Here is a 19,447-nt window from a genome sequence, read left to right as displayed (position 1 = left end):
GTGTCCTTGGTTTTCTGGTGTGTGTTCGCAACTATCACCGTAGACCAAGGCCAGCTTTTCTTCATTTTTTGCTTTCAGCTCAATCGGTTAGCTGTTAAGTAAGTGCCATTCAAATCTGTCCCCATTATTCGTCCATTATTCTCCTGTGAAGTAGCGTGAGTTCCAAGAACTTGCCAGTCAAACCGTCACGTCGACCTTATTGGCGCCTACGGGCATCTGGGTGACTGTTTCATGCGTCATTCGCGCGCCCTTGCTCCACAACTGGGAGGAGAAGAAACCGTTCAGGGTATCAGCGTTTGGGGTTGTCCCTTTTTTAAGGAATAGGGCACCCAGATCGATTGTGTTGGCGAAGTTGTCCTTGTTCAGAATATACCCGCCCGTAAAGTTACCACCCCACGTAGCGTCGGCGGCCACCAGGGCGATGGAGGCGTCGCGGTAGCTGCTCGCTGCCGATTTCAATTCACTGGAAGCATTCAACAGCTCGTTCAGCCGATCCATGTCGGAAGCGCTGAGCTGGCGTGAACTGTCGAGAACCTTGAGGCTGCCATCCGCTTCGATGGTGAAGCCAAATTTCTTGTCGGCGAGATCCGGATCGCTGTGAGCCAACGCTGATTGGAACTCCTCGAAAGAGAGTTTCAGCGATTGATGGGCGCTTTTGTGCCCTTCGGCAATTTGCGGGTAATCCGGCGACTGGGTGCGCGCGATCATGCTCTCGATCGATTCCGTTTCCGGGCTCGGCGCGGGGGGTTCATTTTTTGGATGGTAAATTGCAGCCGGATTGATGTTGACCGTGGTTTTCAGCAAGTTTTCACTAAGGGATTTGGTGGTCAATGGCTGGCTGGTTTGGCTCAGCTGAGCGGTTGATGGCCGGATAAATACAGAATTGATTGAAAGGGGCATGTCGTCATTCCTTGAACGTCTGAATTAGCAGGGTATCGACGGCCTATGAAAAAACATGAGAGTGGAAGTGAAGGTCCAGACGGATTGCATACGTGAAGCCTTTTTTAAACGGTCAGCTCCAGCACGGCGTTTTGTCCGGACAAAAGGGACGACAAAAGGGACGGATTGGTTTGTTTTTCACTTCTAGGTGGTAAATAAATCTGTCCCCATTGTTTTGGTCACCAGTGTTTTGAGTTGCGACGCTTTGTTATTAGCTTATGTTTTGATACTGCCTTTCTATTTCTGTCCAGATATATTTGTATCTGCTCTTCAGCCATGTCACCAATAAGGCGTTGGCTTTTCTTTTGAACCAGCTGTTCTCTTTTGCTCCCAGCATTTTTTTAATGTCATCTTCCAATTCCTGTCTGTTGAAACAAAGCCATATAGTCGGAAGCGTGCTTTCAAGATTGGAATGGCAAATCGGAGCAACCTCCTCGAAGAGTATGCGCTTCACTTCATCTCGATCGAATTCTCTTGTCCTTCGTGCAATTGCAGCATAGTCGACTTCGTTATCAACAAAGGCATCCGACAACGCCCAGCGCACATCCGCTTTTTGTTGCTTTGTCATAGAACTTCCCATTTGGAAAATTCCTCCAGTTCTTCATCAAAGGTGTCGGCTACTGCGCTACCAGCAATTCCTCCCACAATACTTCCCGCCAGAACGATTGCCACCGCGCAAGCAAGTGCGCCTGGGCCGCAGAATGCGGAAACGCCCAAGCCTGCGAGTCCACCGCCAGCGGCGCCGCCGCCGATGATAATGCCTTGTCGGGCTGTTTCCTTTACTTTGTTGTCAGCGTTCATGATTTCATATACGGCGAAGGTCGCAGTGACTAGTAAGCCGACCTTTCCCATTATTCTTAATTTCTGAGTTCCCTTGCTTACCGGTGCGTTGTCACGGCCGGCTGAATCCAGCATCTCGTAATAGACTTTGCTCTTTTGTTCTGGGGTCAATTTGTTGTATTCGACGTTTGCCGTTTTCAGTGCGTACTTGTCCAGTGTGTCCTGTAACGTCGGAGGTAATCGTTTCTTCCGCTCGGCGAAGGCCACACCTTGTGCCGAGGTGAATTTTCGATGCTCGACCAGGATTCTATTTCGCATCTCTTGGCAAAATGCTGCACCCTCTTGGGCACTCAGCCTTCCTGCGGCGACTTCGGCTTTGGTTTCCACTGACATGCGCTTGATATTGCTCATGTAGTTGCTGCGTACTTTTGCATCTGATATGGCATCTAAAGAGAATCTTGTGGCGGCCCCCTCCATACCCGCAATCGCCATGTCCAATGGCGAATTTTCAAGCTCGTGTGCTTTCTGGACAACGTAGCTTCCCGTTACGAGCAATGGCTCAGTCATGAAACAATCCTTATTTCAATGATGCATTGAATAGCGTGTCGAAAATTGAGCCGGTCGGTAGTTCTTCTTGAGAGCCGAACTCTAGCTTTTGGCAGACTTTTCCACGGATGTTGAGAAATTTCACAGTGTTGGTGATATCAAAATTTCCGGATTGGGTCGAACCATCTTCGAAGTGAGCAATGCAGTTCATGCCCAAATAGGACTCAGAACCGGGAATGGTGAAGCTGATCCATCCAGGATGAATAATCATCGGCGTCGGTGGCGTAAACGGCGCAGGCGTATGTGAGTCTCCAATAATCACAGTTCCCGATCCTCCGATCACGACGTCTCCATGTGAACCGACTGTGCCAACCAGCGCGGCATTTTTGCCGTTGATGAATACGGTGCTGGACACGGCGGAGGCCAGTGCGCTGCCGCAGGTGCAGGTGTCGTCTTTTCGGGCGGCGGCGAGTCCGTCGAAGAATACGTCGGGGGATCCGGAGGCAATGGCTTTGGGGCCGTGTCCGGGGATGGGGCAACTGGTGGGATCGGTGATGCGTGCGGCGGGCTTGGCCATGTTTGACTCCCTGTCAACGGATTAGCTGGCACCGACTGTATCAGAGTTGCTTTGGTGGTTGCCTGACGGCGACGTGCCCGGTGTTGGCTGTCAATTTAAACAGCAAAATTTGAGTGTGTTTAAACGAAGCTATCTGACACTACTTCGGCCCTACACAACCTTGCGCCACCCCCTACACCTAAGACAGAATCCGCCGGCTTGTGCCTCTAGCGCGGGGGTTCTATCGTTCCTGGGTCACTGAAAAACAGTGATCGGGTTTGGTAGCCCGGATTCCGTCAGAAGCACAAGACTACTGTCTTGCGGAGGCTTTCATTGCCTTCGTTTTATGGTGGTCATGCGCAGGGCATCTTCGGATGCGCCGGGGTTCCTGACGGCCGGTCTACCAACCTGCGTATGGCCTCCACCCTAGTTTGGTAGCGAAGGTGGCGGCTCCTAACCTCTTATCCGTCGGGAGTTACTCTATGTTCAAACCAACACCCAACCCACCAGAAACCGATCCAGTCTCCCCCTACAAATTCCCCGATTCACGAACCCTGAACGAAGCCGCCGAGCGCGCCCTCGATCACTACCTCACCCCACAGCAACGGATCATGGGCAGCCACACCCAACATGACCCGATGTACTTCGCCAACCCGGCCTACGACACCGAATCCCTGCTCGCCAACGCCAGCGAATCCCTGGGATCAGCCTCCGAAATGCTCAACAACTTCGCCGCCACCCTGGAACCCGCCCACCGCAAAACCGCCATCGGCATTGCGCAGTTGGTGATGTTGGGGTCGTTGGCGGTGAATCAGGCGCTGGATAACGTCGAGCCGAAGTAGGTTCGGGCAACCCTCTGCGGTGGAGGGTTGATCTTCAGGCGTGGGTTCAACCTGAACCCACGCTGAAACCCCCGCAAGTTTCATCTTCCCGCCCCCCGCGCAGGCCTACGATCCCTCTACAAGATCCCGACCCCACCCGAGCGCCACACACCATGAACAACCCACTCAAAGCGCTGTTGATCGTCGCAACTGTCTCGGTTCTAAGCGCCTGCTCCGGCTCCGGTGGCTTGACCACCACCCGTTGTTTCTCCAGCGACTGTCAGTCGCCGGAGGCGCGGAACGTGAATACGTTGAAGTTCGGCGGGAGCAATATCGGTAATAGTTTCAACCAGTACAGCTCCGGCCTGATGCATGACGACTGAGGTTTACTGAGCCGCGGGTACGGCGATCCATTCGCTCAGGACTTTCTGGTATTTGCCGGTGACTTTGCTCAGGTGCAGCCACTGGTCGACGTAGAGTTTCCAGCTGATGTCGTCGCGCGGCAGCAGGTAGGCTTTTTCGCCGTATTGCATGAACTGGCTCGGGTTGACGGCGCACAGGCCGGGTTTGAGTTTTTGTTGGTAGAGGGCTTCGGAGGCGTCGGTGATCATCACGTCGGCCTTGTTGTCGAGCAGTTGCTCGAAGATGGTCACGTTGTCGTGCAACGCCAGTTGCGCCTTGGGCAGGAAGGCGTGGACGAAGGCTTCGTTGGTGCCGCCAGCGGGTTCGACCAGACGCACGTTCGGCTGGTTGATCTGTTCGATGGTCTGGTATTTGGACTGGTCGGCGCAGCGCACCAGCGGGATCTTGCCGTCGACGTCGAGGGTGTTGCTGAAGAAGGCTTTTTTCTGGCGTTCCAGGGTTACCGAGATGCCGCCGACGCCGATGTCGCATTTGCCGGCCTGCATGTCCGGCATCAGGGTTTTCCAGGTGGTCTGCACCCATTCGACCTTGACGCCGAGGCTGTCGGCCAGGGATTGCGCCATGGCGATGTCGATGCCTTCGAATCCGCCGTCCGGGCGTTTGAAGGTGTAGGGCTTGTAGTCGCCGGTGGTGCAGACGCGCAACTGGCCCTGTTGCTGAATGGTGTCGAGGTGCGAGGCCGGTTCTTGTGCCTGGGCGGCGCCGGCGATGGCCAGCAGGCCGCAGAAGATCATCGTGCTTTTTCGAATTGTCATTGTGATCGGGCTTGTGCAGTGGAGGTGCGGGCCAGTGTAGTGAATGGGTTTGCCGGGTGTCATCCCGGTTCCGGGCTCAACGTACCCAGCCACGCCACCAGTCCCACGATCAACAGCGCAATCACCAGCTCCAATGCCACGCTGCGGCGCAATGCATTGGCCGCCACTTGATGTTGCCCGGCGCGCAGCGACTGTTCGAGCAACGGCCCGAGGTGGAATCGGTTCAACGCGGCCAACACCAGCATGCCCGCGAACAACACAACTTTGATCGCCAGCAGAATGCCGTAAGTGCCGAGCAGGAATTCGCCCAGTGTCGGGCCGACGATGAACAGGTAATTCGCCACGCCGCTGATCGAGAGGATGAGCACAATCGCCGCGCCGACGCCTTCGAAGCGTTTGACGGAATCCGCCAGGGAACGAATGCGCGCCTCGCTGCACAGTGCGTCGAGCCGCGCCATCAAGATCAACGCGAGCATCGCGCCCAGCCACGCACCCGCCGCGAGCAGGTGCAGGATGTCGCTGAGCAGATGCCACGCGTTATCCATCGCGCCGTGTCCGCTCCAGGCCAGGGAGGCGAGGGCGACGGCGCCGGCCATCGATGTCAGCCTTAATCCCGGCCAGATCACCACGGCGATCAGCGCAATCATCCGCAGCGCCCACGCCAGCCCGAGGTTCGTTTCCAAAACCATCATTTGCAGGTGCGGCCACAGCGCCGCGAACTCCGTTTCGCCACTCATGGCGCGGGTCATCAGCACCAGTCCCGCCACTGACAGCAGTGCCCCGATCAACGCCATCCCGCGCAGCATCGGCCGAAACCGCAGCACCGCGTCAACGCTGTACAGCCCGAACAACGCCAGCCCGAACAACAGCAACAAATCCACATACAGCACCAGACGCAGGAGGATGTTGATCAGTTCAGCCATCGCTCATTTCACTTTGAACGTGACGTTGCCGGTGATCGGGTGCGTGTCCGATGACACCGCGCGCCATTCGACCTTGTAGCTGCCGGCCGGCAAGGGCGCGAGCGGGGTGACGAGCATGGTTTTCGGGTCACTGCCGGCGCTGACTTTGGCCTTCATCGGCATCGGCGAATGAGCCATGCCGGGCATTTCGGTCATCACCAGTTTGGCGCCGGAGAACTGGGTCAGCAGATCCTCCGAAAACCGCAGTTCGATCTTGCCGGGCGCTGCGCCGTCGGCACCTTCGGCCGGGGTCGACGACAGCAGTTTCGGATGGGCCTGGGCCAGGGTGCTCAGGAGCAAACCGCTGGCGAGGGCAAGGGAGATTTTCAGTGTGCGCATGCAAGACCTCGGTGTTGTTTTTTGATGGGATTCAGAACCACAGCCGTACGCCGAGGACGAGTCGCGCTTCGCTGCGATCCTCGCCTTCTTCCCGTGCGTAATCGGCGGTGTGGCCGTAGGTGCGGTTCCAGGTCACGCCGATATAGGGCGCGAATTCGCGGCGGATTTCATAGCGCAGGCGCAGCCCGGCTTCGGTGTTCGCGAGGCCCGAGCCGATCCCGCGTTGCGGGTCGTTTTTGCCGTAGACGTTGAGTTCGGCGGTCGGCTGCAGGATCAGGCGATTGGTCAGCAGGATGTCGTAGTCGCCCTCCAGCCGCATCGCGCTCTGGCCGTTTTCGCCGAGGAACGCCGTGGCTTCGGCTTCGAAGTTGTATAGCGCCATGCCTTGCAGACCGAACGCGGCCCAGGTTTGCGGGGCGCCGGGTTTGAAGTCCTGGCGCACGCCGCTGACCACGTCCCACCATGGCGAAATCGCGTGGCCCCACAGCGCCTGGATTTCTGCGTCTTCGGTCTTGCCGTTGCTGCGTTCGCCCTCGGAGCGCAGCCACAGCCGATCGATGTCGCCGCCGATCCAGCCGGACAAATCCCAGGCCAGGGTGCTGGCGTCGTCGGCGTCCTGCCATTCGAGTTTGTCGGCGAGGAAGTAAGTGTTGATGGCGCTGTCGTGGACTTGATGCCCGGCGTGGCTGGTGAACACGGCGGCGCGGTCGGCGTCGGTCAGTGCCGGGATCGGCGTGCGGCTTTCGGTCGGCGCGGCTGGCTGCATCATGCCGTCGTCCATGCTTTGCATATCAGCCATCTGGCTGTGATCCATGCCCTGCATGTCAGCCATCCGGCTGTGATCCATGCCCTGCATGTCGCTGGCGGCGAAGGCCGGAGCCATCGACAGGAGTGACAACGAAAACGCGGCAAATCGAGTCATGGTCGGCGTCCTCATTCTTCCACCCGCACTTCGCGAAACATGCCCATTTCCATGTGGTACAGGAGATGGCAGTGATAGGCCCAACGGCCGAGCGCGTCGGCGGTCACGCGGTAGCTGCGGCGGGAGCCGGGCGGCATGTCGATGGTGTGTTTGCGCACCTGGAAATTGCCGTTTTCGTCTTCCAGATCGCTCCACATGCCGTGCAGGTGGATGGGGTGAGTCATCATCGTGTCGTTGACCAGCACCAGGCGAATCCGCTCGCCGTACTTCAACAGCAGAGGCTCGGCGTCGGAGAACTTGATGCCGTTGAACGACCAGGCGAATTTCTCCATGTGGCCGGTGAGGTGCAACTCGATGGTGCGGCTCGGGTCGCGGCCGTCCGGGTCTTCGAACGTGCTGCGCAGGTCGGCGTAGGTCAGCACGCAGCGACCGTTGTTGCGCAGGCCGAGGCCGGGGTCGTCGAGTTTCGCGGCGGTGGTCATGGCTTGCATGTCCACCAGCGGGTTGTCCTTTTCGCTGTCGGGGTGCGACTGCATCGGGCCCATGTTCATGCTCGAGTGATCCATGCTGCTCATGTCCATCGAACCATGATTCATTCCACCAGAGCCCATGCCGCCCATACCCATGTCGTCCATGGTCACCAGCGGGCGCGGATCCAGCGCCGGCACCGGGGCCGACAAACCGGCGCGGGTGGCGAGGGTGCCTCGGGCGTAACCGGTGCGGTCCATGGCCTGGGCGAACAGGGTGTAGGCGTCGGCGGCGGGTTCGACGATCACGTCATAGGTTTCCGCCACGGCGATGCGCAACTCGTCGACGCGGACCGGTTTGACGTGCAAGCCATCAGCGGCGACTACGGTCATTTTCAATCCGGGGATGCGCACGTCGAAGTAGCTCATGGCCGAGCCGTTGATCAGCCGCAGCCGCAATTTTTCGCCGGGGCGGAACAGGCCGGTCCAGTTGTTATCCGGGGCGTGGCCGTTCATCAGGAAGGTGTACGTGGCGCCGCTGACGTCGGCGATGTCGGTGGGGTTCATCTTCATCTGCGCCCACATCGTGCGATCGGCAACGGTGGCGCCCCAGCCTTTTTCGCCGACATCGTGGATGAAATCGCCGACGGTGCGTTTGTGGAAGTTGTAGTAGTCGGACTGTTTTTTCAGGGTCTTCATCAGGCTGGTCGGATCTTCGTCGGTCCAGTCGCTGAGCATCACCACGTAGTCGCGGTCGTACTGGAACGGCTCCGGTTCCTGGGCGTCGATCACCAGCGGCCCGTAGACCCCGGCCTGTTCCTGCAAGCCGGAATGGCTGTGATACCAGTAGGTGCCGTGCTGGCGAACCTTGAACTGGTAAACGTACACGCCACCCGGCTCGATGCCCTGGAAACTCAGGCCGGGCACGCCGTCCATGTTGGCCGGCAGCAGAATGCCGTGCCAGTGAATCGACGTGCTGTCCTTGAGCCGGTTGCGCACCCGCAGCGTCACGGTGTCGCCCTCGCGCCAGCGCAGCAGCGGGCCGGGCAGGCTGCCGTTGATGGTCATGGCGGTGCGGGGCTGGCCGGTGAAATTGACCGGGGTTTCGCCGATAAACAGCTCGAAGTCGGTGCCGCTCAGTTCATTTATCTGGCCAGGGCTGTTCAAGGCCCAGACCGGCGTGCGCCACAGGCCGAGGCCGCCGAGTAGACTGCCGGCGGCGAGGCCTTTGACGAAGGTGCGTCTTGAGGTGGTGGAAGGCATGCGCTGGAAGTCCCCGTTTGACCAATGACGGGGAGGCTAACCAGCGGCAGCTTTCAGCTGGCTGAGGGGCGGATTACAGTTGTGTCAGGTTGAGCGAGGTGGTGAAGACAACGATTTGGATCTGCGCACCGTTGTCGATGTTGATTGACCTGGTTTAAAAGAGTCATTTCATCTGTTTGGATATTTCTCGTTTTAACAGGTTTCTAGCGATCACGTTCGGGACAGCAAGGCCACGCCATCGAAGATTACCGATACGGAAGGTGGCTGTTGCAGTGGCCAATACCTTGCCAGCTTCATCTGTGAGCTGGCCGGAGGTAAAACAAATTGCCCCCTTCAAATGATCAATTCGACCCGTACCAAGAATTTTTCCAGGCACGGCTGGACTGACAAAGCAGGTTTTCGATTCAACGGTCACCGCAATCTGATTTGGCGCCAGTTTGGCGTAAATTGCTGGACCCATACAGTCGTCCAGCATCGCCGACAACATTCCTCCTTGAATATTTCCCATAGGATTGGTCAGAGAAGTCGTGGCTTCGAACTCGATATGAGCCGCTCTATTGGCATGGTCGTATTCAATGAATTTCCAGCCCAGCAGGGTCGCTGCCTTGGGCATAGGAAGCTGACCATTGACGACTTTCCAGAACAGAGAATCGTGATTCATGACAGTAGCCTCTTTGCTGAGCGGGTTATGAAAAACGTCCGGACAGCCAAGCAAACATGAACCCCGTCAACGTCAGCAGTAGAGCGAAGTAACCGCTCACGATCGGAGGATGGGCATTCGATTTGCGGCGCACATACATGGCCACCACGATTGGCGGTGCGATTGCGATCAGGCAGTAACCTTGAAAAACGAACAGCACAACCAATGCCCATTCTCGCGAAAGCAGCAAATACAGCTGAAAATACCCACCGACGGACAAAGCCAGACTGGTTGCGCCCACCACTTTAATCAGGGCCAGCAGCAATAACTGCATAGGCGGATCAACTTCACTCCATGAGCGGCCTACCGCAATTTCGTGATAGGGCATGTACATGGTGCGGCTTAGATAGGCGCACGCGAACGCGGTAGTAATCAGAAAAGCCGCGCCGTAATTCGTCAGTGCTAGCCACGTGAACAGATCCATGAGTCGAGTCTCCCATTTGAGCAGCGGGCATTCCTGAGGAAACACACCGCTGGAGCCAACTTAGGACTAAGGCACTTGTCCGTCTACTGTCAGATCTGACGGGTGGCTACCTGTCCAGTACTTTCAACCACGTAATTGATCGGCCAGTTTCCGGGCTTGAAGTAACGCCGCATCCCGCGAATCACGATCCACTTCTTCACCGAAGATCGTTTTCTCGACAATCAGCGCGTGCACATCGCTCACGCCGATGAATTCCAGCCACGCTTCCACGTATGGTTTCTGAAAGTCGAAACGCTCGGCCGGCGTGCTCGACTGCGCGGAAAAATCCATCCCCCTTGCATAGGCCACAATGGCTTGCTTGCCTTGCAACAAACCGCGCAACCCGCGCTCCGGATCGAAGCTGAAGAGGATGTCTTTCTGCGACACCAGATCGATGAAATGCTTGAGCTTGTAGGGAATGCTGAAATTCCACAGCGGCACCGAAAACACCAGCACGTCGGCCCGGTACAGGTGGGCGGCGAGGTCTTCGAGGATTCGCCAGGCCGATTGTTGCGAGGGTGTCAGCGGCGTTCCATTGAGGCCCGCATACTTGGCGTTCATCGCGTCTTCGTCGAATTCCGGCAGTTGCAGGCTCCATAAATCGAGCGTGCGGACATGGGTATTCGGTGCATTTTGCCGATAACGCTCGATGAAACGCTGCGCCACTTCCATGGACGCTGAGCGCTGTTTGCGGGGGGAGCATTCGATGTGCAGGAGGGTGGTCACGGTGGGCCTCGACATTCCGGTGGGGTAGGCCAAGCATTGCAACATAGCTTGCTTCTCACTATAAATCGTAAATAAGTCAGCCATTGATTACGAATCAAACTATGTTCGATGCTTTGTTGTTGAAGACTTTTGTCACTGTTGTCGACGAGGACGGCTTCAGTCGTGCCGCCGAAAAGCTGCACCTGACCCAATCGGCAGTCAGCGGTCATCTGCGGCGGCTGGAAGAACAGATCGGTAAGCCGCTACTCAAGCGCACGACGCGCTCCCAGCAATTGACGGCGGATGGCGAACGTTTGATCGCCTACGCGCGCACGATTCTGGCGCTGAATCGCGATGCCTGGGCGCAGCTCACGCGCACGCCGTTTGAGGGGCGGGTGCGGATTGGCGTATCGGAGGATTTTGTCGAGCAACGACTGTTGCGGGCGTTGCAGGATTGCGCGGCGCAGCATCCAGGGATGCAGATCGATGTGCAGGTGAATATTCCCGGCACGTTGCTGAGCAAGATGAAACAAGGCGATCTGGAGCTGGTCATCGGTTCGCTATGCGAGACGCACGATTCGGGGTTGTTGCTCTGGCAGGAACCGCTGGTGTGGGCGTGGTCGGCGCAACCGATCGTCCAGTTGCCGACACCGTTGCCGCTGGCGCTGTTCCCCGAGCCTTGCCCGTATCGTGAAGCGGCGCTGACTCGCCTGGCCCAGGCCGGCATCGCCCAGCGCACCGCCATGCTTTGCACCAGCACTGCCGGTTTGCGTGCCGCCGCTTTAGCTGGGTTCGCCGTGGCGCCGATGGCCGCCAACCAGTTGGGGCCGGGGCTGGCGGCACTCGGTACGGAGTTGGGTTTACCGACGTTGCCGGACGCCGAGTTTCGCCTGTTCACGGCCAATCATGCGGACCCGCAGATGATCGAAGCGGTTTCCCGGGTGATCGTCGACTATTGCTCGGCGCGGCGGCAGTAACGGTTCCTACAAACCGAGCCCTTCCTGGACCACCAACAACAGGTTGTTTTCCGTCAACGCAATCGCATCCAGCTGTTGCCCGGTCTCAAGCGTCTGCAACCACCAATGGCTTTCGCCGTGTTCATCGACCGTGCGCAGCAGCGATGCTTCGCGGCCCGGCAGGACGATTTGCACACGCCCTGCGCCGTCTTCGGTGAAGCGGGCGATGGGGTCGAACGTCAGGCTGTGGTGGTTGGCTTCGATGATCAACTGGTCGATGGCGTAGTCGTGGGACTCGCCATCCGGCGAAGTTTCGCAAACATGGGTAGGATTGCGCCGAATCTTCAGTCCTACCTCGGTCACCGGTTGCAACCAGCCCTCGATGCGGTGATACAAGGCGTAGACCTGAGCCGGCCAGCAATCGATCTCCAGTTCCGCGCAGGTGATTTCGTCAGCATGGGTGTGCCGGGTTTGTTTGAGTTTCGCGGCGAGTTCGTCTGCTTTACTCATGTCGGTTCCCTGTGTTGAGTTCAACAACATCGTAGTCCTTTCAAAGTAATGCAGGTTTTGCCCTGCGTCATGCGTCTGCAACACAAGCGTGACTCAATCAGCCCCTGACCACGTGACGGTCAGACCACAGAAACCACGGACGCACGCGTCCCAAGGAACGGGAACATGAAAAAGCTTTTTACAATTATGGCGCTGATTGCGCTGACGGTCGGTAGCATCGGCCTGAGTTCGGCACGCCAGTCTTCTGCCAACAAGGCGGAATCGGTGGCGGGGGTGTTCGATTACTACCTGCTGACGTTGTCCTGGTCGCCGACCTTTTGCCTGACCCACAAGGACGACCCGCAATGCACCGGCAAGGGTTACGGTTTTGTCCTGCATGGCCTCTGGCCGCAATACGCCAAGGGCGGCTGGCCGGAATCCTGTCCGCCGCTGACTAACCTGTCGGCCGCCGAAACGGCCAAAGGCCTGACGCTGTTCCCGACCAAAAAACTCCTCGACCACGAATGGAGCAAGCACGGCACCTGCAGCGGCCTCGGCGCGATGGGCTATCTGGACGAAGCGGACAAAGCGGTGGGCGCGGTGAAAATCCCGCAAGAGTTGCAGCCGTTCAGTAGCTCTTATTACTTCGAAGCGCAGGAAATCGCCGACCTGTTCCGCAGGAGCAATCCGGGCATCCCGTCAGACGGCATCGCCGTCATCTGCAACGGCCCGGAACTCTCTGAAGTGCGCGTGTGCATGGGCAAGGACCTGCAATTCGGCGCCTGCGGCAAGGGTGTGAAAACCCAGTGCCGGGCGGGGGATATTCGAGTACCGCCGTCGCGTTGACCGGAGCGGTTACCGTCCACAAAAAACAGGCGCCTTTTCAGGCGCCTGTTTTTTTGCGTGCGGGTTTGAACAACGCCGCGACTTTGTTCATGCTTGCGCGCCAATGGATGATGACGCGACACCGCAAGGAGCTTTTCATGAGCGGGAAACCCGCTGCCCGAGTGACCGACCCGACCGCTTGCCCATTGCCGGGGCATGGCACCAACCCGATTGTCAGTGGTTCGCCGAATGTGAATTTCGACGGGCTGCCCGCTGCGCGAATGACCGACAAGTCGGCGTGCGGCAGTCCGATTACCGGTGGCGTTGCCTCGACGGTTTTTATCAATGGCCTGAACGCCGCCACCCTGGACAGCACCGGTGGGCATGGGAATGTGGTCATCGGTGGATCTGGCACCGTGATCATCGGCGATACCGTGGTGAACGCCCCCTTCAGCGGCCTGCTGCCAATGCCGGTGCATTTCACCGACAAGTTGCAGTTGGTGAATGACACGACCGGCGAACCGATGCCGAATCATCCATATATGATTCAGCGCGCGGACGGTCGGATGGAGCATGGCGTGTCTGACGCCGCCGGTTTTACCCACACGATCAGTTCGCATCTTCCTGAAACCATCAAACTGTTTCTGGAGGAATGAGGCATGGGTGCGGAAACGGTTACGTGCGAGAAAGGCAACAATTACAAGCTGCACAAGGAACATACGCTGACGGACAAGAAGGATGTCAGTGTGAAGGCTGTGCCGGTGGAGAGCACCAAGGCGGTTGTTGTGTTTGTGGGAGGCGCTGGGGATAAGGAGAGTTATTACTTTTCAGGGCCATATGGAAACATCCAGGAGGCACGACGGCGCTTTGATAAACGAACTGAAAAACTGTTGAAAGAAGGCAGGTATCGATCAGAGTGGTTAGGCTACAACGAGGTCAGAGGAAAACGGGATATTCAGAGATATGTTCTAAGTCTAATTCCCTATAAAAGTTGCCCTGTCTATATCGTGGGTCATAGCCTTGGCGGATGGAATGGCGCGCATCTGACAAAAATCATGTCGGAGTGGGGCTATAGAGTCGAGATGTTGATTACGCTCGATCCCGTAGGTGAAGGTACGTTGGTTTGGTTGGGGTCAGATATATATCGCGAGCGTCCTGAACCCATCACCGCCGACTGGATTAACATAAAGGCGACACCTAGCCAAAGAAATCCATCAGACGGTGTGGCTGACTTTGGAGAAAAATGGCTTATCTCCTGCGGGCCATCACTCAATGTTAATGTCGACACGAATCATGCAAATGCTTTGGGGCTATTTACTGCGCAGATAGCTGGAACAAAATCAGCGAGTGATTTGTTGTATGACTCCATCATGGAAGAGTTTTCCTAATGTATAAGTTTATCCTTTGCGTGTTTTTAGCTGCTTGTGCGGGGTGCGCCAAAGATCATGCAAAACCCCCGGCCACTTTAAGTTTTATATCTGTTGGTAGAGAAAGCGGATCGCTTCTGTACGACATTAGATACGAGTCTGATATTGATGTTTTAGATCTTTTTGGTAGAGGTGAAAGAGTAGGGATGGTTTCGGGAACTCTTAACTGTGCTTTGGCAGATGATGTGGATTTTTCGGTGGGCAAGGCCATCCAGTTTTCCGCAGTTGGTTTGGTTGACTCTGACAAGGGACGGGGAGAAAGCGCCGGATTTTCCTACCTTACCAACGCGTTTCTGGTCGAAACGTCCAGCAACCGTAGTTCACAACGACAATTATCAGCGGCCGAACTGAACCAACTCCTCTCAGGCAAACAACAAATCCCCTGCAAAGTCGTCGTCACCGCTTACGGCTACAAACCCTACTACTCAAACACCATGAACCTCCCGGTCGCCGACCTGCTGCGCGAAGTCAACAAGCCCTGAGCTCAGCGCCATTTGGGGGGATCAAGCAAATCCCCCCGCATCCACCCCCAATTCCCCCCGCAGAAACTCCACCAAACCCCGCTGCAATCCACTCAACACCCCTTCGCGGCTGACCAGCGCCAGCTCCGTCGGCGGCAGCGGCGGCAAGTCCGTGCACATCCGATGCTCCGGCAACACCGCCGACGTCGGCAGCACCGAAACCCCAAGCCCTGAAGCCACCGCCGCTTGAATGCCGGTCAGGCTGTGGCTGCCGAAGGCCACGCGCCAGGGGCGTTGCGCCACGTCGAGCAGGCGGATTGCCCGTTGCCGGTAAAGGCAGCCCTGGGGAAACAGCGCCAGCGGTAACACGCCACTGGAAGAGTCGAACTCAGCACCCTTGACCCACACCAGTCGCTCCGGCCAAGTCGCCCAGGCGGGGCCGCTGTCGGGTTCGCGTTTGATCAGGGCGATGTCGATTTCGCCGCTGTCGAGGCGTTGGCGCAGGTCGAGGCTCATGCCGCTGACGGTTTCCAGCCGTGCTTGCGGGTGGCTGCGGGTGAAGCCGGCGAGGATCAGCGCCATGCGTCGGGCGTCGAAGTCTTCCGGCATGCCGATGCGCAGGATTTCCAGATCCAGATCGCTGGCCAGGGCTTCGCTGGCCTCGGCGGACAAGGCCAGTAATCGACGGGCATAGTGGATCAGCAGTTCGCCGTGCTCGGTGACGCTGACATTCAGCCCGGTGCGATCACGCAGCAGCAGGGGGTGGCCGACCAGGTCTTCCAGTTTGCGCACCTGTTGGCTGACCGTGGATTGGGTGCGGTGGACGCGTTCGGCGGCGCGGGTGAAGCTGCCTTCATCAACCACGCAGACGAAGGTTTTCAGCAGTTCCAGATCCAGCATGGCGGCGCTCTCGATATTGGTTTTGCAACTGACGGTCGGCTATTTATTTAATTTCACACTATCACCCCGAGTTCATAAGCTGAAGTCCTCACTTGCAGAGGAATGCCCCATGACCTTGATCAACACACCGCGCCCGCAATGGCTGACCTTCGATTGCTACGGCACCTTGATTCAATGGGACGAAGGCCTGCGCGCCGTGGCCGAGCGGATCCTGAGCGAGAAGGGCGAACACCGGATCGACGCCGGGCGCCTGATCGAGGTCTACGATCGCCACGAACATCGCCTGGAGCAGACGCCGCCGCACCGCTCGTTTCGCGAGCTGAGCACCCTCGGCCTGCAACTGGCGCTGGAGGAACTGGGGCTGGCGAGTGCCAGCCAGGACAGTCAGCGCCTGGCCGCCGCGATCCCGCAGATGCCGCCGTTTCCCGAAGTCGTCGAGACCCTTGCGCAGCTCAAGGCCCAGGGTTTCAAGCTGTGCATCGTCTCCAACACCGATGACGACATCATCGCCGGCAACGTCGCTCAACTCGGCGGCCACATCGACCGGGTAATCACCGCGCAGCAGGCCGGCGCCTACAAGCCGGCGCCGCGGCTGTTCGACTACGCTCATGAGCAACTGGGTGTCAGCCGCGATCAGGTGGTACACATCTGCGCCAGCCCGATGCTCGACCACACGGCGGCCCGCGACATGCATTTTCGCTGCGTCTGGATCGATCGCGGCACCGGGCGTCAGTTGCTGCCGGACTATCGACCCGACGCGATCCTCAACACGCTGGACGAAGTGCTGCCGCTGTTCGCATCCCTTGGCTGGTCATAAAGGAGTCTCGCCATGGCCCATACCCTGACCGGCAGCGCCCGACCCGCGCGTTGCGGCTCGTTGAACCTCGACAGCGAAGCTATCATCACCGCTCGCCAAGAGCTGGCGGCGTGCTTTCAACTGGCGGCGCTGCACGGGTTGGAAGAGGGGATCTGCAATCACTTTTCGGCGATGTTGCCGGGGCATGCTGACCTGTTTCTGGTCAATCCGTACGGCTATGCGTTTTCCGAAGTCACGGCGCACAACCTGCTGGTCTGCGACTTCGACGGCAACGTGGTGGACGGCGAGGGCCAACCGGAGGCCACTGCTTTCTATATTCATGCGCGCCTGCATCAGCGACTGCCCCGAGTAAAAGTCGCGTTTCACACCCATATGCCGAACGCGACGGCGTTGTGCCTGCTGGAGGGGCCGCCGCTGTTGTGGCTTAGCCAGACCGCGCTGAAGTTCTACGGGCGCACGGCGGTGGACGAGCATTACAACGGGCTGGCGCTGGACGAACGCGAGGGCGACCGGATTGCCGGGGTGATGGGCGAGGCCGACATTCTGTTCCTGAAAAATCACGGGGTGATTGTTGCGGCGCCGACCATCGCCGAAGCCTGGGACGATCTGTATTACCTGGAGCGTGCCGCGCAAGTGCAACTGCTGGCGATGGCCACGCAACGGGTGTTGAAACCGGTGCCGCACGCGGTGGCGCAGCGGGCGTACGAGCAGATGCGCGAGGGCGATCCGGAAAGTGCGCGGGCGCATCTGCACAGTGCGATGCGGCGGTTGGCCCGTCAGGGCTGATGCGGGCAAAAACGGGCAGGCAAAAATAATTTGCGTCGCAGGTCATCCAATTGCCCTGCGCGCCGATAGCAACTGGGTCGGGATCGTCGCGAGGGCACTTGGTTGCCCCACACAACCCGGTGGGCTACGCTCACAAGAACAAGGGTTTCGGGCTTTTGCCCCTGTCGTACCTGCCCAGGACACGCTTTTGCCTATCCCCATTCACGATCCGCATCAGGCCCCCGGCGGCACCCTCAAGCGTTTGCCCCTGCGCAAGGCGGCGGTGTTGTTCATCGTGGCTGTTTGTCTGAGCCTGTCCGGCCTGTTGTATTTGCAGATCGAACAGTCGCGGCGCCAGGATCTGGCCAACGCACAGGTGTCGTCGGCCAACCTGACCCGGGCCATGGCACAGCAGGCTGAAGACACTTTTCTGGCAGCGGATCTGGTGCTGACCAGCCTGGTCGACTGGGTTCAGGACGATGGTTATGGCGCGGCGCAGAAGCCGCGTTTGCAGAAAACCCTGGCGCGGCGGGTGCAGCAACTGGAGCAGTTGCACGGCATGTTCCTGTTCGACCGCGAAGGGCAGTGGGTGATTACCTCGTTCGCGGATCTGCCGCGCGGTAATGGTGTGGCGGATCGCGAGTACTTCAAGTTTCACCAGCAGAACGTCTCGGCCGTGGCGCACATCGGCCCGGCGATCCGCAGCCGTGAGAATGGTGAGTGGATCATCCCGATCTCGAAACGGGTCAACGACCACGCCGGCAATTTTCAGGGCGTGCTGCTGGCCGGGATCAAGATGTCGTACTTCGACAAGTTCTTCAAAAGCTTCAGCCTGGATGACAACGGCACGATGTTTCTCGGCATGACTGACGGCACGTTGCTCGCCCGTCGGCCGTTCGACGAGTCTCTGATCGGCACCTCGCTGGCCAAGGGCGAGATCTATCAGAAGCTGCTGCCCAACGCCTCCGCCGGCACCGCGATGATCGATTCGGTGGTCGACGGTGTGACGCGTCTTTATGGTTACCGGCAGCTGGAAAGCTACCCGTTGGTGGTCGCGGCGTCTTCGTCCCGGGACACGATTCTCCAGGGCTGGTATGACCGGGCGTTTCAGTCCAGCGTGATCGTGGCGCTGGTGATGCTCGGCGTGGGGCTGTTCGGCTGGGTGTTCATTCATCAGGTGCGCGATGGCGAGCGGATCGAAAAAAACCTGCGCAAGGCCCAGCAGGCGCTGGAGCAGATCGCCACCCACGACAGCCTGACCGGGCTGGCCAACCGGCGTCTGTTCGAGCGTTCGCTGGAGGTGGAATTTGCCCGGGGCGCGCGGCAGTCGAGCCCGGTCAGCCTGATCATGCTCGATATCGATTTTTTCAAACGCTACAACGATGCCTACGGCCACGTGGCCGGCGACCATTGCCTGACGCAGGTCGCGCAGGTGGTGAAAAACTGCTGCCAGCGCAAGTCCGATCTGGCGGTGCGCTATGGCGGTGAAGAGTTCGCGGTGTTGCTGCCGGACACCGACATCAACGGCGCACTGGCAATTGCCGGGCAGATCCGCCGCAGCGTCATGGACAAGCACATCACCCACAGCGGTTCGCCCACCGGGTATCTCACGGTGAGCCTGGGTTGCTATGCGTTTATTCCGACCGGCAACGACAGCCCGGAACTGTTCATTCAACGCGCGGATGCGGCGCTGTATCAGGCCAAGAACGCCGGCCGCAACCGCGCGGCCGTGCTGTCAATGGACGTTGGCGTTGGCGAACTGATGCGTTCGGATCGCTGACAAAATCGAATCGGTTCAGACACAGGCCATGGCCTTCACCATGACCTGCTCTTGTTCGTTCAGCCGCCCGTGCCACCGCCGGCACCGCCCGTGCCGCCACCGGCCGAACCGGTGCCACCCCCAGCTCCCGAACCCGAACCGCTGGCGCCGCCATTGGTGCCGGTGCCACTGCCTGCGCCGCTGCCGCCAGACGGCGAGCCCGGCGTGTTGTCCGGTGGCATGGGCGAGCTGTTGGTGGAGCCGGATTTGGTGCCCGTGGCATCGGCGCCGTCATTGGCGGCGAACGTCGCAGCTGAGCCTGTGGCCAGCAGGCCGATCAGCAACAGCGAAGTGAGTTTGCGCGTCATCATGGTTTGTCTCCGGAAAGGGGATTTACCTGATATTGG

At 58.6% G+C, this 19,447-nt stretch carries 25 protein-coding genes; 10 read left to right on the top strand and 15 right to left on the bottom strand.

Annotated features, from left to right (window positions below):
• Window positions 1-177: 177 nt before the first annotated feature.
• The 4 genes from QLG12_RS06530 to QLG12_RS06515 all read right to left on the bottom strand — a co-directional run bounded on the left by QLG12_RS06530 (window position 178) and on the right by QLG12_RS06515 (window position 2,842).
• Entirely contained in the window at window positions 178-900 is a 723-nt protein-coding gene (locus QLG12_RS06530; RefSeq protein WP_282474164.1) for a hypothetical protein, read from the bottom strand.
• 250 nt (window positions 901-1,150) lie between these two features.
• Window positions 1,151-1,507: a hypothetical protein gene (locus QLG12_RS06525; RefSeq protein WP_282474163.1), complete on the bottom strand. Its 357-nt coding sequence runs from the start codon at window positions 1,505-1,507 to the stop codon at window positions 1,151-1,153.
• On the bottom strand, window positions 1,504-2,286 hold the full coding sequence (locus QLG12_RS06520) for a hypothetical protein (RefSeq protein ID WP_282474162.1): 783 nt from the start codon (window positions 2,284-2,286) through the stop codon (window positions 1,504-1,506). The genes QLG12_RS06525 and QLG12_RS06520 overlap by 4 nt, the downstream gene beginning before the upstream one ends.
• A gap of 10 nt (window positions 2,287-2,296) precedes the next feature.
• Window positions 2,297-2,842 (bottom strand): PAAR domain-containing protein, encoded by a 546-nt coding sequence (locus QLG12_RS06515; RefSeq protein WP_197869980.1) that lies wholly within the window; start codon window positions 2,840-2,842, stop codon window positions 2,297-2,299.
• A 461-nt stretch (window positions 2,843-3,303) separates the two neighbouring features.
• On the opposite strand from QLG12_RS06515, the gene QLG12_RS06510 reads away from it, so the two are divergent.
• Entirely contained in the window at window positions 3,304-3,663 is a 360-nt protein-coding gene (locus QLG12_RS06510; protein WP_007955862.1) for a DUF6124 family protein, read from the top strand.
• Window positions 3,664-3,815: 152 nt separating this feature from the next.
• On the top strand, window positions 3,816-4,025 hold the full coding sequence (locus QLG12_RS06505) for a hypothetical protein (RefSeq protein ID WP_197869981.1): 210 nt from the start codon (window positions 3,816-3,818) through the stop codon (window positions 4,023-4,025).
• A 3-nt stretch (window positions 4,026-4,028) separates the two neighbouring features.
• Here QLG12_RS06505 and QLG12_RS06500 read toward each other — a convergent pair whose 3' ends face one another.
• From QLG12_RS06500 to QLG12_RS06465, 8 genes are all read right to left on the bottom strand, one after another.
• Window positions 4,029-4,820: a transporter substrate-binding domain-containing protein gene (locus tag QLG12_RS06500; RefSeq protein WP_282474161.1), complete on the bottom strand. Its 792-nt coding sequence runs from the start codon at window positions 4,818-4,820 to the stop codon at window positions 4,029-4,031.
• 59 nt (window positions 4,821-4,879) lie between these two features.
• Window positions 4,880-5,743, bottom strand: coding sequence for a copper homeostasis membrane protein CopD (copD, locus tag QLG12_RS06495; RefSeq protein WP_282474160.1), 864 nt, complete (start codon window positions 5,741-5,743; stop codon window positions 4,880-4,882).
• 3 nt (window positions 5,744-5,746) lie between these two features.
• Window positions 5,747-6,121, bottom strand: coding sequence for a copper homeostasis periplasmic binding protein CopC (copC, locus tag QLG12_RS06490; RefSeq protein WP_197869983.1), 375 nt, complete (start codon window positions 6,119-6,121; stop codon window positions 5,747-5,749).
• A gap of 31 nt (window positions 6,122-6,152) precedes the next feature.
• The gene (locus tag QLG12_RS06485) at window positions 6,153-7,043 is read right to left on the bottom strand and encodes a copper resistance protein B (RefSeq protein WP_282474159.1); all 891 of its coding nucleotides are present in this window, start codon (window positions 7,041-7,043) and stop codon (window positions 6,153-6,155) included.
• Between the two features lie 11 nt (window positions 7,044-7,054).
• A complete protein-coding gene (locus QLG12_RS06480) occupies window positions 7,055-8,773 on the bottom strand; it encodes a copper resistance system multicopper oxidase (RefSeq protein ID WP_282474158.1) in 1,719 nt (572 codons plus the stop codon).
• A 163-nt stretch (window positions 8,774-8,936) separates the two neighbouring features.
• Complete coding sequence (locus QLG12_RS06475; RefSeq protein ID WP_236195484.1) at window positions 8,937-9,434, bottom strand: PaaI family thioesterase; 498 nt, start codon at window positions 9,432-9,434, stop codon at window positions 8,937-8,939.
• A 25-nt stretch (window positions 9,435-9,459) separates the two neighbouring features.
• Window positions 9,460-9,897 carry a hypothetical protein gene (locus tag QLG12_RS06470; RefSeq protein ID WP_197869987.1) on the bottom strand — a complete coding sequence of 146 codons (438 nt, stop codon included), beginning with the start codon at window positions 9,895-9,897 and terminating at the stop codon, window positions 9,460-9,462.
• Between the two features lie 123 nt (window positions 9,898-10,020).
• A complete protein-coding gene (locus tag QLG12_RS06465) occupies window positions 10,021-10,662 on the bottom strand; it encodes an NAD(P)H-dependent oxidoreductase (RefSeq protein ID WP_197869988.1) in 642 nt (213 codons plus the stop codon).
• A gap of 101 nt (window positions 10,663-10,763) precedes the next feature.
• On the opposite strand from QLG12_RS06465, the gene QLG12_RS06460 reads away from it, so the two are divergent.
• Window positions 10,764-11,618, top strand: coding sequence for a LysR family transcriptional regulator (locus QLG12_RS06460; protein ID WP_197869989.1), 855 nt, complete (start codon window positions 10,764-10,766; stop codon window positions 11,616-11,618).
• 6 nt (window positions 11,619-11,624) lie between these two features.
• Here the strand turns inward: QLG12_RS06460 and QLG12_RS06455 are convergent, their stop codons facing one another.
• A complete protein-coding gene (locus QLG12_RS06455) occupies window positions 11,625-12,107 on the bottom strand; it encodes a hypothetical protein (RefSeq protein WP_236195482.1) in 483 nt (160 codons plus the stop codon).
• A 165-nt stretch (window positions 12,108-12,272) separates the two neighbouring features.
• Between QLG12_RS06455 and QLG12_RS06450 the strand changes: the two genes are divergently transcribed.
• The 4 genes from QLG12_RS06450 to QLG12_RS06435 all read left to right on the top strand — a co-directional run bounded on the left by QLG12_RS06450 (window position 12,273) and on the right by QLG12_RS06435 (window position 14,820).
• On the top strand, window positions 12,273-12,932 hold the full coding sequence (locus QLG12_RS06450; RefSeq protein WP_282474157.1) for a ribonuclease T2: 660 nt from the start codon (window positions 12,273-12,275) through the stop codon (window positions 12,930-12,932).
• 137 nt (window positions 12,933-13,069) lie between these two features.
• Complete coding sequence (locus QLG12_RS06445) at window positions 13,070-13,567, top strand: PAAR domain-containing protein (RefSeq protein WP_011335137.1); 498 nt, start codon at window positions 13,070-13,072, stop codon at window positions 13,565-13,567.
• A gap of 3 nt (window positions 13,568-13,570) precedes the next feature.
• The gene (locus tag QLG12_RS06440; RefSeq protein ID WP_197869993.1) at window positions 13,571-14,299 is read left to right on the top strand and encodes an alpha/beta hydrolase; all 729 of its coding nucleotides are present in this window, start codon (window positions 13,571-13,573) and stop codon (window positions 14,297-14,299) included.
• On the top strand, window positions 14,299-14,820 hold the full coding sequence (locus QLG12_RS06435; RefSeq protein ID WP_197869994.1) for a hypothetical protein: 522 nt from the start codon (window positions 14,299-14,301) through the stop codon (window positions 14,818-14,820). Before QLG12_RS06440 ends, QLG12_RS06435 begins: the two co-directional genes overlap by 1 nt.
• Window positions 14,821-14,841: 21 nt before the next feature.
• Here the strand turns inward: QLG12_RS06435 and QLG12_RS06430 are convergent, their stop codons facing one another.
• On the bottom strand, window positions 14,842-15,699 hold the full coding sequence (locus QLG12_RS06430) for a LysR substrate-binding domain-containing protein (RefSeq protein WP_197869995.1): 858 nt from the start codon (window positions 15,697-15,699) through the stop codon (window positions 14,842-14,844).
• Window positions 15,700-15,808: 109 nt separating this feature from the next.
• Here QLG12_RS06430 and QLG12_RS06425 point away from each other — a divergent pair, with 109 nt between their 5' ends.
• The 3 genes from QLG12_RS06425 to QLG12_RS06415 all read left to right on the top strand — a co-directional run bounded on the left by QLG12_RS06425 (window position 15,809) and on the right by QLG12_RS06415 (window position 19,061).
• The gene (locus QLG12_RS06425; protein ID WP_197869996.1) at window positions 15,809-16,516 is read left to right on the top strand and encodes a haloacid dehalogenase type II; all 708 of its coding nucleotides are present in this window, start codon (window positions 15,809-15,811) and stop codon (window positions 16,514-16,516) included.
• 12 nt (window positions 16,517-16,528) lie between these two features.
• The gene (locus QLG12_RS06420) at window positions 16,529-17,302 is read left to right on the top strand and encodes an aldolase (RefSeq protein ID WP_282474156.1); all 774 of its coding nucleotides are present in this window, start codon (window positions 16,529-16,531) and stop codon (window positions 17,300-17,302) included.
• Window positions 17,303-17,489: 187 nt separating this feature from the next.
• On the top strand, window positions 17,490-19,061 hold the full coding sequence (locus QLG12_RS06415; protein WP_282474155.1) for a GGDEF domain-containing protein: 1,572 nt from the start codon (window positions 17,490-17,492) through the stop codon (window positions 19,059-19,061).
• A 59-nt stretch (window positions 19,062-19,120) separates the two neighbouring features.
• Here QLG12_RS06415 and QLG12_RS06410 read toward each other — a convergent pair whose 3' ends face one another.
• Window positions 19,121-19,411, bottom strand: a complete 291-nt coding sequence (locus QLG12_RS06410; RefSeq protein ID WP_282474154.1) for a hypothetical protein — start codon at window positions 19,409-19,411, stop codon at window positions 19,121-19,123.
• Between the last annotated feature and the right edge of the window lie 36 nt (window positions 19,412-19,447).

The organism is Pseudomonas sp. V88_4 (assembly GCF_029967985.1).
Lineage (GTDB): Bacteria > Pseudomonadota > Gammaproteobacteria > Pseudomonadales > Pseudomonadaceae > Aquipseudomonas > Aquipseudomonas glycinae.
This window is presented reverse-complemented; position numbering and strand designations above follow the sequence as displayed.

Bases quoted from the DNA above. Each gene is read 5' to 3' on its own strand.
- QLG12_RS06530 (WP_282474164.1), bottom strand. From the start codon at position 900: ATGCCCCTTTCAATCAATTCTGTATTTATCCGGCCATCAACCGCTCAG.
- QLG12_RS06525 (WP_282474163.1), bottom strand. From the start codon at position 1,507: ATGACAAAGCAACAAAAAGCGGATGTGCGCTGGGCGTTGTCGGATGCC.
- QLG12_RS06520 (WP_282474162.1), bottom strand. From the start codon at position 2,286: ATGACTGAGCCATTGCTCGTAACGGGAAGCTACGTTGTCCAGAAAGCA.
- QLG12_RS06515 (WP_197869980.1), bottom strand. From the start codon at position 2,842: ATGGCCAAGCCCGCCGCACGCATCACCGATCCCACCAGTTGCCCCATC.
- QLG12_RS06510 (WP_007955862.1), top strand. From the start codon at position 3,304: ATGTTCAAACCAACACCCAACCCACCAGAAACCGATCCAGTCTCCCCC.
- QLG12_RS06505 (WP_197869981.1), top strand. From the start codon at position 3,816: ATGAACAACCCACTCAAAGCGCTGTTGATCGTCGCAACTGTCTCGGTT.
- QLG12_RS06500 (WP_282474161.1), bottom strand. From the start codon at position 4,820: ATGACAATTCGAAAAAGCACGATGATCTTCTGCGGCCTGCTGGCCATC.
- copD (WP_282474160.1), bottom strand. From the start codon at position 5,743: ATGGCTGAACTGATCAACATCCTCCTGCGTCTGGTGCTGTATGTGGAT.
- copC (WP_197869983.1), bottom strand. From the start codon at position 6,121: ATGCGCACACTGAAAATCTCCCTTGCCCTCGCCAGCGGTTTGCTCCTG.
- QLG12_RS06485 (WP_282474159.1), bottom strand. From the start codon at position 7,043: ATGACTCGATTTGCCGCGTTTTCGTTGTCACTCCTGTCGATGGCTCCG.
- QLG12_RS06480 (WP_282474158.1), bottom strand. From the start codon at position 8,773: ATGCCTTCCACCACCTCAAGACGCACCTTCGTCAAAGGCCTCGCCGCC.
- QLG12_RS06475 (WP_236195484.1), bottom strand. From the start codon at position 9,434: ATGAATCACGATTCTCTGTTCTGGAAAGTCGTCAATGGTCAGCTTCCT.
- QLG12_RS06470 (WP_197869987.1), bottom strand. From the start codon at position 9,897: ATGGATCTGTTCACGTGGCTAGCACTGACGAATTACGGCGCGGCTTTT.
- QLG12_RS06460 (WP_197869989.1), top strand. From the start codon at position 10,764: ATGTTCGATGCTTTGTTGTTGAAGACTTTTGTCACTGTTGTCGACGAG.
- QLG12_RS06455 (WP_236195482.1), bottom strand. From the start codon at position 12,107: ATGAGTAAAGCAGACGAACTCGCCGCGAAACTCAAACAAACCCGGCAC.
- QLG12_RS06450 (WP_282474157.1), top strand. From the start codon at position 12,273: ATGAAAAAGCTTTTTACAATTATGGCGCTGATTGCGCTGACGGTCGGT.
- QLG12_RS06445 (WP_011335137.1), top strand. From the start codon at position 13,070: ATGAGCGGGAAACCCGCTGCCCGAGTGACCGACCCGACCGCTTGCCCA.
- QLG12_RS06440 (WP_197869993.1), top strand. From the start codon at position 13,571: ATGGGTGCGGAAACGGTTACGTGCGAGAAAGGCAACAATTACAAGCTG.
- QLG12_RS06435 (WP_197869994.1), top strand. From the start codon at position 14,299: ATGTATAAGTTTATCCTTTGCGTGTTTTTAGCTGCTTGTGCGGGGTGC.
- QLG12_RS06430 (WP_197869995.1), bottom strand. From the start codon at position 15,699: ATGCTGGATCTGGAACTGCTGAAAACCTTCGTCTGCGTGGTTGATGAA.
- QLG12_RS06425 (WP_197869996.1), top strand. From the start codon at position 15,809: ATGACCTTGATCAACACACCGCGCCCGCAATGGCTGACCTTCGATTGC.
- QLG12_RS06420 (WP_282474156.1), top strand. From the start codon at position 16,529: ATGGCCCATACCCTGACCGGCAGCGCCCGACCCGCGCGTTGCGGCTCG.
- QLG12_RS06410 (WP_282474154.1), bottom strand. From the start codon at position 19,411: ATGATGACGCGCAAACTCACTTCGCTGTTGCTGATCGGCCTGCTGGCC.